12 protein-coding genes are annotated in these 12,984 nt (G+C 48.8%); 4 read left to right on the forward strand and 8 right to left on the reverse strand.

The window, feature by feature from the left end:
* Positions 1-72: 72 nt before the first annotated feature.
* The 6 genes from csrA to A0G03_RS15915 form a co-directional block, all read right to left on the reverse strand.
* On the reverse strand, positions 73-258 hold the full coding sequence (gene csrA / locus A0G03_RS15890) for a carbon storage regulator CsrA (RefSeq protein WP_005972168.1): 186 nt from the start codon (positions 256-258) through the stop codon (positions 73-75).
* Between the two features lie 319 nt (positions 259-577).
* On the reverse strand, positions 578-3,205 hold the full coding sequence (alaS, locus tag A0G03_RS15895; protein WP_048261754.1) for an alanine--tRNA ligase: 2,628 nt from the start codon (positions 3,203-3,205) through the stop codon (positions 578-580).
* A 137-nt stretch (positions 3,206-3,342) separates the two neighbouring features.
* The gene (recX, locus tag A0G03_RS15900) at positions 3,343-3,831 is read right to left on the reverse strand and encodes a recombination regulator RecX (RefSeq protein WP_048261757.1); all 489 of its coding nucleotides are present in this window, start codon (positions 3,829-3,831) and stop codon (positions 3,343-3,345) included.
* A gap of 45 nt (positions 3,832-3,876) precedes the next feature.
* Positions 3,877-4,950 carry a recombinase RecA gene (gene recA / locus A0G03_RS15905; protein WP_048261760.1) on the reverse strand — a complete coding sequence of 358 codons (1,074 nt, stop codon included), beginning with the start codon at positions 4,948-4,950 and terminating at the stop codon, positions 3,877-3,879.
* 107 nt (positions 4,951-5,057) lie between these two features.
* Positions 5,058-5,552, reverse strand: coding sequence for a nicotinamide-nucleotide amidase (gene pncC, locus A0G03_RS15910; protein ID WP_048261762.1), 495 nt, complete (start codon positions 5,550-5,552; stop codon positions 5,058-5,060).
* A 235-nt stretch (positions 5,553-5,787) separates the two neighbouring features.
* The gene (locus A0G03_RS15915) at positions 5,788-6,123 is read right to left on the reverse strand and encodes a hypothetical protein (protein WP_048261765.1); all 336 of its coding nucleotides are present in this window, start codon (positions 6,121-6,123) and stop codon (positions 5,788-5,790) included.
* Positions 6,124-6,604: 481 nt separating this feature from the next.
* Between A0G03_RS15915 and A0G03_RS15920 the strand changes: the two genes are divergently transcribed.
* From A0G03_RS15920 to A0G03_RS15930, 3 genes are all read left to right on the forward strand, one after another.
* Complete coding sequence (locus A0G03_RS15920; protein WP_048261767.1) at positions 6,605-7,093, forward strand: SRPBCC family protein; 489 nt, start codon at positions 6,605-6,607, stop codon at positions 7,091-7,093.
* A gap of 82 nt (positions 7,094-7,175) precedes the next feature.
* Positions 7,176-7,850 (forward strand): MarC family NAAT transporter, encoded by a 675-nt coding sequence (locus A0G03_RS15925; protein ID WP_048261769.1) that lies wholly within the window; start codon positions 7,176-7,178, stop codon positions 7,848-7,850.
* Positions 7,851-8,027: 177 nt separating this feature from the next.
* Positions 8,028-9,626, forward strand: coding sequence for a sensor domain-containing diguanylate cyclase (locus tag A0G03_RS15930; RefSeq protein WP_048261771.1), 1,599 nt, complete (start codon positions 8,028-8,030; stop codon positions 9,624-9,626).
* Positions 9,627-9,894: 268 nt separating this feature from the next.
* Here the strand turns inward: A0G03_RS15930 and A0G03_RS15935 are convergent, their stop codons facing one another.
* Entirely contained in the window at positions 9,895-11,082 is a 1,188-nt protein-coding gene (locus A0G03_RS15935; protein ID WP_048261774.1) for an MFS transporter, read from the reverse strand.
* Positions 11,083-11,203: 121 nt separating this feature from the next.
* The gene (locus tag A0G03_RS15940; RefSeq protein WP_048261776.1) at positions 11,204-12,085 is read right to left on the reverse strand and encodes a LysR family transcriptional regulator; all 882 of its coding nucleotides are present in this window, start codon (positions 12,083-12,085) and stop codon (positions 11,204-11,206) included.
* Between the two features lie 215 nt (positions 12,086-12,300).
* Between A0G03_RS15940 and grxB the strand changes: the two genes are divergently transcribed.
* Positions 12,301-12,936, forward strand: coding sequence for a glutaredoxin 2 (gene grxB / locus A0G03_RS15945; protein ID WP_048261777.1), 636 nt, complete (start codon positions 12,301-12,303; stop codon positions 12,934-12,936).
* Positions 12,937-12,984: the final 48 nt, after the last annotated feature.

Raw genomic sequence — 12,984 nt, forward strand, 5'->3', positions numbered from 1 at the left:
TGCATCGATAAATGTGTGGGGGAAAAGCAGGAAATAACAATTGCGTCCCGCGAACACGAGACGCATTGTCAATCAATATGACGTAGGTTGAGATTTTTCTGCCTGAATACGCTGATAGATCTCTTCACGGTGGACAGAAACCTCTTTAGGCGCATTAACACCAATACGCACCTGGTTGCCTTTCACTCCTAATACGGTAACCGTTACCTCATCGCCAATCATGAGGGTTTCGCCAACTCGACGAGTCAAAATAAGCATTCTTTGCTCCTTGAAAGATTATAAAGAGTCGGGTCTCTCTGTCTCCCCGCCATTATCCATCATGTGCCGTGAAAACGTAAACCTAGACGATGGTATAACCACCATCACACTCCGGTGTCACTACTTGTTAGTTTAGTCGATATCAGTAGCTTGTGCTTTTGTTATCACAACAACAGGACTGAGCATATAAAGCTTCAGAATATCTGAAGGTAACACACTTTATATCCTGTTTGCCGGATCCTTTTCCGCAGACAAAAACGCCACAACCAGAAAGTTATGGCGTTTTGTTGGATAACGCGAATAAAACGTTATCTATCGTTTATAGCTTCGCAGCAACCCAAGATTCAACGCTCGCCAGTGCAGCAGGTAACGCAGATACGTCTGAGCCACCAGCCTGAGCCATATCTGGACGACCACCACCTTTGCCGCCAACCTGCTGGGCAACAAACCCAATTAGCTCCCCAGCTTTTACGCGATCGGTCAGATCTTTCGTTACACCAGAAATCAAGCTAACTCGGCCTTCTGACGCCGTTCCGAGAACGATAACAGCAGACCCAAGCTGATTCTTCAGGTCGTCAACCATCGTGCGCAGCAGCTTAGGATCTACGTTGTCCAGTTGCGTAACCAGCAACTTCACACCGTTAACCTCTTTTGCCTTGCCGGACAGTGACGAGCTTTCCTGCGCCGCTTGCTGAGCCTTCAACTGCTGAAGCTCTTTCTCTAACGCGCGGGTACGATCTAGAACAGAGCGTACCTTATCCGTCAGGTTGTGACTATCCCCTTTCAGCAGTTGCGCAATGTCCTGCAGAACGTCGCTTTGGCGGTGCAGCGCGGACAGCGCATTCTCACCCGTGGTCGCTTCGATACGACGCACCCCAGCAGCAGTACCCGATTCAGAAATGATTTGGAACAGACCGATATCACCGGTACGACTTGCGTGCGTGCCCCCACAAAGCTCAATGGAGAAATCACCCATCGTCAGAACGCGGACATGATCGTCATACTTCTCGCCGAACAGCGCCATCGCGCCCTTCGCTCTCGCATCATCCAACGCCATAACATCCGTTTGTACGGTAAGATTACGACGGATTTGTGCGTTGACGATATCTTCAACCTGACGAATCTGTTCAGGTTTCATCGCTTCCGTATGTGAGAAGTCAAAGCGCAGATAGCTGTCATTAACCAGAGAACCTTTCTGTGCGACATGATCGCCCAGAACCTGACGCAGCGCGGCATGCAGCAAGTGCGTCGCGGAGTGATTCAGACGAATGCGCTCGCGGCGTTGGTTATCAACATTCGCATCGACACTGTCGTTAACACGCAGCGTACCCTGCGTCAGTTTACCAACGTGGCCGATTGCCTGACCGTATTTCTGCGTATCCTGAACGGCAAAGCTAACGCCTGCATTTTTCAGTTCGCCCTGATCGCCAACCTGACCGCCGGATTCACCATAGAACGGCGTTTCGTTCAGAATCACTACCGCTTCATCACCTGCCGCGATCTGATCAACCGCGTTCCCATTGTGATAAAGCGCAATGACTTTTGCTTGCTGCTGCGTTTTTTCATAGCCGCAGAATGGCGTACTCTCATCTACACGGATGAGGCTGTTGTAATCCACACCAAATCCGCTGGCATCACGCGCGCGCTGACGCTGAGCCGTCATCGCAGCTTCAAAGCCTTCTTCATCGACTTTCAGGCCACGCTCGCGGCAAACGTCCGCCGTGAGGTCAACAGGGAAACCGTAGGTGTCATACAGGCGGAAGGCAGTTTCACCATCCAGCGTATCCCCTTTCAGGTTTTTAATTTCTTCGTCTAGCAGAGACAAGCCACGTTCCAACGTGCGGGCAAACTGCTCTTCTTCCATCTTCAGCGCCTGCTCAACCACAGACTGCTGCTTTTTCAACTCTTCAGCCGCCGGGCCCATGACTTCAATCAGCGGCGCGACCAATTTGTAGAAGAAGGTATCCGTAGCGCCCAACATATTGCCGTGACGCGCAGCACGACGGATAATACGACGCAGAACATAACCCCGATTTTCATTGGATGGCATCACGCCATCGGCAATCAGGAATGCACAAGAACGGATATGGTCGGCGATAACACGCAATGATTTATTGGTTAAATCCGTTGTACCGACGGCTTTCGCTACCGCATCAATCAGCGTTTTGAACAAATCAATGTCATAGTTTGAATTGACGTGCTGCAACACGGCAGAAACACGTTCTAATCCCATACCGGTATCGACGGAAGGTTTCGGCAGCGGCAACATTGTGCCATCAACCTGACGGTTGAACTGCATGAATACCAAGTTCCAGATTTCGATATAGCGATCGCCATCTTCATCAGGGCTTCCCGGCGGGCCACCCGCGATGTGCTCACCGTGATCGTAGAAAATCTCGGTACATGGACCACACGGCCCCGTTTCGCCCATCTGCCAGAAGTTATCAGAAGCGTAAGGCCCGCCTTTGTTATCACCAATACGAATAATTCTTTCGTGCGGTACGCCAACTTCATCAGCCCAAATGTTGTAGGCCTCATCATCCGTTGCGTATACCGTTACCCACAGTTTTTCTTTCGGCAGGTTGAACCACTGGGGCGAGGTCAGCAATTCCCACGCATAGCGGATCGCATCATGCTTGAAGTAATCACCGAAGCTGAAGTTACCCAACATTTCAAAGAAAGTGTGGTGGCGTGCGGTATAACCTACGTTTTCCAGGTCATTATGTTTACCACCGGCACGCACACAGCGCTGTGAGGTCGTCGCTCGGACATAGCTGCGTTTATCCAGCCCGAGGAACACGTCTTTGAACTGATTCATACCCGCATTGGTGAATAACAATGTCGGATCGTTGTTCGGCACCAGAGAGCTGCTATCAACAACCTGGTGTCCCTTACTGTGGAAAAAATCGAGAAACGCTTGACGGATCTCAGCGGTGCTCTTGCTCATAATTGTCCTGGAATCAAGCTAGAAGAACAGATCGCGGGCAAGGTTAGTCCAGCATGCTGACGTTACCGAGCAACTCACGAACAAAAAGTGGGAATAAGATAAATTTTCTTCGCTGGGAAGTAAAATCCCGTGTGCGTTCAATCTGAAAAATTCGTATAAATTGACTGGATTTCTTCATGAAAGAAGCCACGATAGAGCAGATATCGCTGATGTTTGACTTTGTCTTTCCATTCATCAGACAGGGGATGTCCGAATTTTCGTTCCACAACAGATTTCGCTAGCGCGCACCAATCGATATCACTATCGTTCAATGCCATGGCTAACGTTGTCTTATCGATTCCTTTCTGGCTTAGCTCCATTCTAATCCGTTGGGCACCGTAACCTTTACGGCTCCGGCTGCTGATATAACGACGAGCATAGCGCGCATCATCCAGCCAATCGTGTTCTTTGCAGTAAGCAATGGCAGCTTCTATGTCTTCTGTCGCAGCTCGGGCAGCGGCTTCACCTGCTTCACTTTCCGTACTTTCTGACTTATATAAATACGCCGCACATTTGCGGCGTATTTCGGTTTCACTATAATCGCGAACAGAAAGCACGTTCATCGCATAGCGTAATGGTTTATTCATCCATCTATCCGCTGAAGTGTTCTGTCACAGATAATTCAACCACCCTTAAAACTCTTCGTTGCCTTCACCAGCGAATTCGCCTTCGTCATGGCTATTTCCCGCGGCGGCAGGCGTCAGCTCATTACCTTTATGCAACAGCATTTCACGCAATTTCTTATCCAGTTCAGCAGCAATCGCTGGATTCTCTTTCAGGAAATTACAAGCATTCGCTTTACCCTGACCGATCTTGTCGCCGTTATAGCTATACCAGGCACCCGCTTTTTCGATCAGTTTGTGTTTCACACCCAGATCAACCAACTCGCCGTGGATATTAATGCCTTCGCCGTACAGAATTTGGAATTCAGCCTGTTTGAACGGTGCTGCCACTTTATTCTTCACGACTTTCACGCGAGTTTCGCTACCGACAACCTCTTCGCCTTCCTTAATAGCGCCAGTGCGACGGATATCCAGACGAACAGAGGCATAAAATTTCAATGCGTTACCACCAGTAGTGGTTTCAGGGTTACCAAACATCACACCAATTTTCATACGGATCTGGTTGATGAAGATCAGCAGCGTATTGGCTTGCTTCAGGTTACCCGCCAGCTTACGCATAGCCTGGCTCATCATACGTGCCGCAAGGCCCATATGAGAGTCACCGATTTCACCTTCAATTTCAGCTTTTGGCGTCAAGGCTGCAACTGAGTCGACAATGATAACGTCAACAGCGCCAGAGCGTGTTAGCGCATCACAGATCTCCAGCGCTTGCTCACCCGTATCCGGCTGAGAACACAGCAGGTTATCAATATCTACGCCAAGCTTTTTCGCATAAATCGGGTCTAACGCATGTTCAGCATCGATAAACGCACAGGTTTTACCTTCGCGCTGAGCAGAAGCAATCACCTGTAAAGTCAGCGTGGTTTTACCAGAAGATTCAGGGCCATAAATCTCAACGATGCGGCCCATAGGTAAACCGCCGGCACCTAAAGCAATATCAAGGGACAAAGAGCCTGTAGAAATGGTTTCAACATCCATTGAGCGATCTTCGCCCAACCGCATGATAGAACCTTTACCAAATTGCTTTTCGATTTGGCCCAGTGCTGCCGCAAGTGCCTTTTGTTTGTTCTCATCAATAGCCATTTCTGCTCCTGTCATGCGGCGTAAAGCTACTGTCTCTACGCGGCGGCTTAATCATGAATTGCTGAATAATTACTGACATTATACTGTATACACATACAGCATCAAGGTTATTTTTTCAGAAACGCGTCGAGCACCGTTTGCAGCGCAAAATGGACCGATTGCAGACGTACCGCGTTTCGGTCTCCGTTGAACCGCATTGTCCGAGCGAATGCCCCACCCTGCTTGTCGGTGAAGCCGAACCACACTGTGCCGACAGGTTTCTCTTCCGTCCCCCCGTCTGGCCCAGCAACGCCGCTGATCGATACGGAAAAATCTGCATCGGCGGCCTGCAAAGCCCCCGCGGCCATCTCATTGACGACGTTTTCACTCACTGCGCCATGTCGTTCTAATGTGTCTGCGCTAACATTGACCAGACGCTGCTTAGCCAGATTGCTGTACGTTACAAACCCATAGTCAAACCAGCCAGAGCTGCCCGCAACATCAGTAATAGACTTAGCCAGCCAGCCTCCAGTGCAGGATTCTGCACACGTCAACGTGGCACCACGCGCTTTCAGTTTCTCGCCCACCAAAGCACTCAACCGTAGAATGTCAGCTTCCGTCATTGCTGCCTCATCTTAATCAAGGATTGTTTGGTCAGGGTAACACTTTTACCCGAAAAAGACGCCCCGCAGCACGGTATGCGAGGCGCATAGCAAAGGCGATGAAAAAGGAATGAAAAACGAGGAAAAGCCGTATAAAACGCCGTCGAATAATCAAGCAGACAACAGCATTGTCTTAATAGATTAAGGTTCGACGGAAAGACTGAGGGATTGGAGGAATTAATAATGACAGTCTGATTTACATACAACCTGCACAACTAGTACATCGCCAGTCCTGCTTATTTATAGCCTGAAAAAAATATCTAAAATAACACTCTTCGATAGGGATATTGTTCTCTTCAAAACTATCGGCAAGCCAGTCGATATTTCCAAGAATCCAATCATCCTCATCTAATCCGTCTCGGTAGAGTTCATCATCAGGATCAATGATAGAGTAGATCCCCATCGTTCCCATATGATTTTCTTTATATTTTTCCGGCAGCGCGAAGTCTTTTTCTTTATAAGATATTAGCCAATGTCCGTGACAAAGCAGGTTACCATTACGGCTCCACTTGGCAACAAATGGATTATTCATTTTTATTCCCACCAGCATAAAAGCTGGCTATAAACGTATCACGACATAGCTAAAAAGTAAATCATCCACAATCAGCACATTATTTATAATTCAAAACACATGGATAAATAACTATTACATCTTAATAGGTACAAATCTATTAACGATAAATTGACCAATATCAATTCGCATAAGAATAAAATACCTAAATAGGGAAATTAAAATAAAAAAAAGCCCACTAAAAATAGTGGGCGGGGTACTGCTATTATTGTTATGTAAAAACCCTGGTGTTTTGCGGCACTTCATTCGGCTTCTGTCTGATACTTACAGTACCGAATGAACATTAACGCAACATTAGGCGTGTAAAAGTTCGAGCTATTGCTGCAATAGCCTGCACCCACACTATCGCCACCCTATCCAACTTTGCTTCGCTGGGCGATATCGGTCAGAATGGCGTATATATGCCCATTAAGGGGTAACAATCCATTAGGGAGGATGACAGGTGTTTCCCTCTTTCTTAAGAAAAACCGCAGCGAAAAACGGCAGTTATGCCAATGAAATCAGCAGCAGCATTACGATTAATCGCCCGGCAGAACGCTTGTTTGATCTTTGGCGCAAACCGGAAACGTTGCCGATTCTGATGGGCCATTTCGCCAGTATCGAGATACTGAACCATACCGATTCCAACTGGCGAATTAACACACCGATTGGCGCACTCATTGAGTGGCAGGCTCGTATTATTGACGAAAAACCGGGGGAGTATATCCACTGGCGTTCTCTGGAAGGAGCACGCGTTCCCAATGAAGGTCGACTGTCTTTTCACCCTGCAGCGTCGGAAGCGGGTACGGCTGTGACGCTGACGATCCGCTATAATCCCCCTGGAGGCTTGATCGGGAAAAAGATCGGCCAAATGTTCGATATGTTTTCTCGCGATATGCTGACGAAAACACTCTATCGTTTTAAGAAATTAGCGGAGGATGAGCGGGTCTAAGCTGCACCAGACACCATAGCGACAGATCATTACTGACCATTTTCCTGAACTGACGAAAACGCCCCAATAAAAGGAACGTAGAATGCTGGAATTGATTCAAACCATTGGTCTTGGTCTGGTGTTAATCCTGCCACTCGCGAATCCACTGACAACGGTAGCGGTATTCTTGGCAATGTCCGGCAACATGAGCCAAGGGGAGCGAAATCGTCAGATCTTTCAGGCCTCGCTCTATGTCTTCATCATCATGACCGTCGCGTACTACGCGGGCCAAATCGTTATGAACACTTTCGGGATTTCCATTCCCGGATTGCGTATTGCCGGTGGGCTCATTGTGGTCTTCATCGGCTTTCGCATGCTTTTTCCCCAGCAAAAGCCAGAACACGCGCCGGAAGTCAAAAGTAAAAAAGAAGAAATTGACGACAGTTTCTCCGCCAATGAAGTCAATATCGCCTTCGTTCCACTGGCGATGCCGAGCACTGCAGGGCCCGGCACCATTGCCCTCATCATCAGTTCTGCCTCACAGATCAAGAGCGGCGTAGACATCACGCCATGGGTTGTTACCGTTGCCCCCGTACTCACTTTTATGTTGATCAGCCTGATCGTCTGGCTCAGTCTGAAAAGCTCTGGCCTGATTATGCGCCTGATCGGAAAAAGCGGTATTGAAGCCATTTCACGGTTGATGGGATTTTTGCTGGTTTGCATGGGTGTGCAATTCATCATTAACGGAACACTGGAGATCGTGCATTCCCTCCATTAAGCTGAAGTAGTGGAGATCTTGCATGTTGCAAGATAGTCCAATTAGCGTCTATAACTTTGAATAGGAGGAATTTATTCAACGGCCGCAAGGGATGTTCAGCCCGTGTTACATAACAAATTTTCATAAAAACAAGAAAGATTAAATTTGCTTACCTAGCGGAAAGTAGGTGCGGACACCATGAAAATAAGAAAGCGTCTCCCAATCAATTTACGTTCGCTCATTTTATCCCTCGCGATTATCAGCATGGTGATTACGCTGACGAATGCCTATATCGCCGTTTACAACGTACAAAAAAAGCTCATTACCGATCAGATACTTAATTCAAACCTTAATTACTCCACCAAATTGGCTGCCACCACCGAAAGTTTTTTATCCTCCGCGCAGCAGGAACTAGCCTACAGCGCGACATGGATTGCAGATAATTTTAGTAACGATAATGCGCTGTTAGAGAAAAGCGAACAGGCATACCACATGAGCCAAAGCTTTAATTCTATTTTTATTGCGGACAGCCAGAACCGCATACGCGCGGTTTACCCAACGTCACTCAACCTAAAAGGTAGTACGCTGACCTCAGATGCCAGCAAGTTGGCGTTGACGGAACAGAAGCCGCTAATCAGCCAGCCTTATATTTCCGTGACGGGGAATCTACTCGTATTGATTTCCTCCCCCATAAAAGACAAACAGGGAAATTATCTCGGTTACATCGGTGGGACGATTTATTTAAAAAGCAAAAGCTTCTTAAACGAATTCATGAATACCCATTTCTATAATGATTACTCCAGCGTTTATGTCATCGATAAAAACGGCGTGGTTCTCTATCATCCGGATAAACAGTGGGTCGGCAAATCCATCAGTGACAAGAAAATCAAAGACGTATTTCAGAACAAGAAGAGTGGAACTCTCGCCATGCCCGACATGCAAGGTACTCCGTCTCTGGTTGGTTTTGATACAGTCGAGTCATCTGGCTGGGTGATCATTACCTTACATCCTTCCCAAAACGTGATCGATTCAATTAACGGTGTCATGCGTTCCGTCCTATATGAAGGTGCGCCGGTAATGGCATTAACGCTTATTGCTCTCACCCTACTCGCCTTTTATATTGCCAACCCTTTACGTTTGCTGGCAGTTTCAGCCAGCAAAATGGAGGAACACGGCGTCATTGAAAAAATTAAGAAAGTTCCCTCATGGTACTTCGAAGTCGATCAGCTAAAACGCGTTATTCTTTTTGGTACGGTGTTACTGCACAAGCGGATTGGAAAACTGAGTTTACAGGCCCACACCGACCCGCTCACTGGGTTACTCAATCGCCGTGGCATCTATGAAAATATTGAACTCATTCTGTCAAAGAGTAATCAGGTTGCAGCCATCGTGATTGATATCGACCATTTTAAACGCGTGAATGATACCTACGGACACAATATTGGCGATGACGTCATCAGGCTGCTGGCTAAAAACATAAAACAAGGCTCACGCGGATCCGATCTGATTTGTCGCACCGGTGGGGAGGAGTTTCTGGCACTCCTGCCCGATACGGACATGAAGCGAGCCACTGAGATTGCCGAACGGCTGCGTAAAAAAGTTGAAAAAATGCCGCTGCCAATTCCTGAAAACATCACGATTTCATTAGGCGTCACCTGTTTTATTCCAGGAACAGAGCAAATCGATAGCGTGTTGAAAACTGCGGATGACGCACTCTATCAGGCCAAGCATGAAGGCAGAAATCGGGTCGTTACCAAAATAGTCCCCGATCATTCAATCCAAAACGACACGGTATAGATACGTTCAGCGCGAATACCGCTAGCCAGAACGCAGGCAAAAAAAACCCGCACAAGGCGGGTTAAGGTCATTCTAATGACAGGGATGGTTAACTACACAACACTCACAGAGATGTGAGGTACTGACAAGGGATGCAAGGACTATAGCAAGCCAAATGTATAGTATTGTCATCAGCAAGTAAGGTTAATCTGTCGGTTGTAAAACAACATTGGCGATGCGTCCTTATCGCAATATCTGGCTATTTCAACCTGCTTTTCCGATCATAATTCTACTTTTTTGTGTTCATCAACGCAGCCAGCAGAGCCATGATTGCCAACGCGCTGGCAAGCCCCCCGACCATCAACCATCCGCCCTGATGCCATGCAGCCATCGCAACTGAGGATCCTCCCGCGCCACCCAAAAACATACCGCCCATGAACACAGTATTGATTCGCCCTCTGGCAGCATCACCAAGCCCATAGATCACATGCTGATTGGCAATTAACGCACTTTGAACGCCAAGATCGAGCAGGACAACGCCAATAATCAGGCCAATAACAGAATCGAAGCCGATGAATATCCCCCATGACAGCAGCGTCAGGAGTGCTCCAGCGATCACAACTGGACGGCTACCGATTCTATCGGCCAATCTTCCCGCCAGCGGAGCAGCAAAAATACCCGCCACACCAATCACGCCAAACAGGCCCGCGGCAGCGGCCCCCATTTGAAAACGTCCGCTTTCCAGATACAGCGCAAGCACGCTCCAGAACGCGCTGAACGATGCAAACAGCAGCGCCTGAATCAGCGTAGCTTTGCGCAATGCGCGTTCATTCCGCCACAGCGTCACTAGCGAACGCATCAGATCACGGTAACGAACGACTTGATTCGAAGGTGAGGCAGGTAACATTCTTCCCATCGCCCACGCGCCCGCCAGTGCCAGCGGTACGCTCAACCAAAACATCGCACGCCAGCCTGCGCTTTCCGCCACAAGGCCCGCAACCGTACGGCTAAGCAGGATGCCGCTCAGCAACCCGCTCATCACCGTCCCGACAATCGCGCCGCGCTGTTTCGCATCAGCAAGCGCTGCAGCAGCCGGAACAATCTGCTGTGCGGCGGTAGCCCCAAAACCGATGAGCAGCGAAGCACTTAATAAGGTGAAAGCTGATGTCGACAGTGCAGCAAACGCAGAAGCCAACGCCAGCATCAAGAATTGCCACACAATCAGCCGACGGCGATCAAACTTATCACCGAGTGGAACCAGCAATAGCAGCCCCAAGGCATAGCCCAGTTGCGTTACCGTTGGGATGAGTGAGGTCGCGCCGCTCGACGTAAAGCTTTCGCTAATCACGCCCAACATCGGTTGGTTGTAATAGATATTGGCAACAGAAATACCGCTGGCTGCCGCCATTGAGAAAATCAATACTTTGCCGGGAGCATGCGGTGTTCTGACATCGGCTTCGCTGGATAATGTACTCATCATCATACCTGTCTGTGTGTTTCCCGCCGGAAGTCGGCAAGCGATGAGTACAGCATAAGAGGCGGTAATCATTCCCAGTAGAGAGGTAAAATGGATATCACCTATTCCGAATAGGAATAAATTAAGAAAAGAGATGCTGAACGAAGCGGGTAAAAATTCTGGCGCGAGCTGATGTCATGCGGCCTCCGGGATACACAGCCCATAAATCCATCTTACCCAACGACCATGAATCCAGTGCCGTAACGACCTGCCCGCTCTCAAGCTCTGGTGCAAACATCCATTCAGACGCCACAATCAACCCTACACCGGACAGCACCGCGGCACGCACACCTTCCGCCGCAGACACACGAATACGCCCATTGGGGAATACCGTAGTCTGTGTTCCATCCTGAGAAAAGGTCCAGCGGTCGGTTCTCTCTCCCTGCAAATAGATGACAGCAGGATAGGCAGTCAGTGCGTCAGGAGAAGCGGGAATACCATAACGCGCGAAATAGTCAGGGGTTGCCAACAGACGCATGGAACACGACGCCAGCCGGTGGGCGATCAGGCTTGAATCCTTCATCTCGCCCAAACGCAGTGCCACATCAATCCCTTCAGCAATCAGGTCGATCGGACGATCGTCAAGAATGACATCAACGTTTAGCTGTGGATGCTCTGCCATGAATTCATGGAGCCGCGGTATTATGAGTTGTCTGGCGAAAGTAACGGGTGCACCGATGCGTAGCCGGCCGGACAGCGCCGTGCTCCCACTCACGACATGATCCTGAGCATCCCCCAGCATTTTTAATGCGGGAGAGATTTGCTCATAAAAATTCTGCCCGGCTTCTGTTGGCGTCAGGCCTCGGGTAGAGCGGATCAGCAGTGGCGTTGCCAGTTGGTTTTCAAGCTGCATAATCGCTTTGGAAACCGCAGGCTGCCCAATACCGAGTCTGCGGGACGCGGCGGAAAACGAACCCGTTTCAAAAACGCAGATAAATGCTTCCAACGCGCTCAGGCGATCCATTTTTTCTCTTCCGCAAAAGGAGTTACATCGCATCATACCGCAATCCAGCATGAGTCATGCGGATTCACATCGTGCCTCTCCTTTTCTTGCACTCAGCAGAGGTGACCACATTCGCTTTACCGCTGACTGCATCAAGTATTACTCTGATGGCATAACTTGTCATGACAGGGCTGGCAAACTTTTGCCGCCTTTTTCAAAATCTTACGAGGCGATGCATGAAACTTTTCATTTACGAACACTGCCCATTCTGTGTCAGAGCCAGAATGATTTTTGGTCTGAAAAATCTGCCTGTTGAGCAATCCGTCATTATGGAAGGCGACGCCGACACACCAACGCGCATGGTAGGCCGCAAAGTCGTGCCTATCCTGCAGAAAGAAGATGGCAGCTTCATGCCGGAAAGCATGGATATCGTCCACTATGTTGACAGCAAGCAAGCCCCGTTAATCGCCGACAAACCGGTTGATGCTGAGATTGAAGCCTGGTGTAAGTCCGTTTCCAGCGCAGTATTTAACCTTGCGATTCCCCGCTTCACAAAAGCCGATTTCAAAGAACTTTCCATGCCAGAAGCACGTCATGCCTACATTCAGCGTGAAGAAAAAGCCTTTGGCGATCTGGATGCACTGATAGCGAAAACGCCGGAATTGATTGCGGAAGTAGAGCAGAAACTCGAAGCACTGGAGCCGCGTTTGGCAAACATCAACGCTATTTCCACTACCGATTTTATTCTGTTCCCTATTTTACTGTCGCTCACGATCGTGAAAGGCGTGCAGTTTGGCCCTAACGTCCACGCCTACCTTGAGCGCGTATCAACAGCTAGCAAGGTCGCATTGTTGACCGATAAAGCGCTATAGAAATAACATGATTCGCCATAGCGTTATGGGGCACCATTTCACCCCATA

Origin of the sequence: Pectobacterium peruviense, from assembly GCF_002847345.1 — a bacterium.
Taxonomy (GTDB): Bacteria; Pseudomonadota; Gammaproteobacteria; order Enterobacterales; family Enterobacteriaceae; genus Pectobacterium; species Pectobacterium peruviense.

What these genes read in the sequence shown, in the direction of transcription:
- csrA (WP_005972168.1), bottom strand. Translation starts at nt 258, where the DNA reads ATGCTTATTTTGACTCGTCGAGTTGGCGAAACCCTCATGATTGGCGAT.
- alaS (WP_048261754.1), bottom strand. Translation starts at nt 3,205, where the DNA reads ATGAGCAAGAGCACCGCTGAGATCCGTCAAGCGTTTCTCGATTTTTTC.
- recX (WP_048261757.1), bottom strand. Translation starts at nt 3,831, where the DNA reads ATGAATAAACCATTACGCTATGCGATGAACGTGCTTTCTGTTCGCGAT.
- recA (WP_048261760.1), bottom strand. Translation starts at nt 4,950, where the DNA reads ATGGCTATTGATGAGAACAAACAAAAGGCACTTGCGGCAGCACTGGGC.
- pncC (WP_048261762.1), bottom strand. Translation starts at nt 5,552, where the DNA reads ATGACGGAAGCTGACATTCTACGGTTGAGTGCTTTGGTGGGCGAGAAA.
- A0G03_RS15915 (WP_048261765.1), bottom strand. Translation starts at nt 6,123, where the DNA reads ATGAATAATCCATTTGTTGCCAAGTGGAGCCGTAATGGTAACCTGCTT.
- A0G03_RS15925 (WP_048261769.1), top strand. Translation starts at nt 7,176, where the DNA reads ATGCTGGAATTGATTCAAACCATTGGTCTTGGTCTGGTGTTAATCCTG.
- A0G03_RS15930 (WP_048261771.1), top strand. Translation starts at nt 8,028, where the DNA reads ATGAAAATAAGAAAGCGTCTCCCAATCAATTTACGTTCGCTCATTTTA.
- A0G03_RS15935 (WP_048261774.1), bottom strand. Translation starts at nt 11,082, where the DNA reads ATGAGTACATTATCCAGCGAAGCCGATGTCAGAACACCGCATGCTCCC.
- A0G03_RS15940 (WP_048261776.1), bottom strand. Translation starts at nt 12,085, where the DNA reads ATGGATCGCCTGAGCGCGTTGGAAGCATTTATCTGCGTTTTTGAAACG.
- grxB (WP_048261777.1), top strand. Translation starts at nt 12,301, where the DNA reads ATGAAACTTTTCATTTACGAACACTGCCCATTCTGTGTCAGAGCCAGA.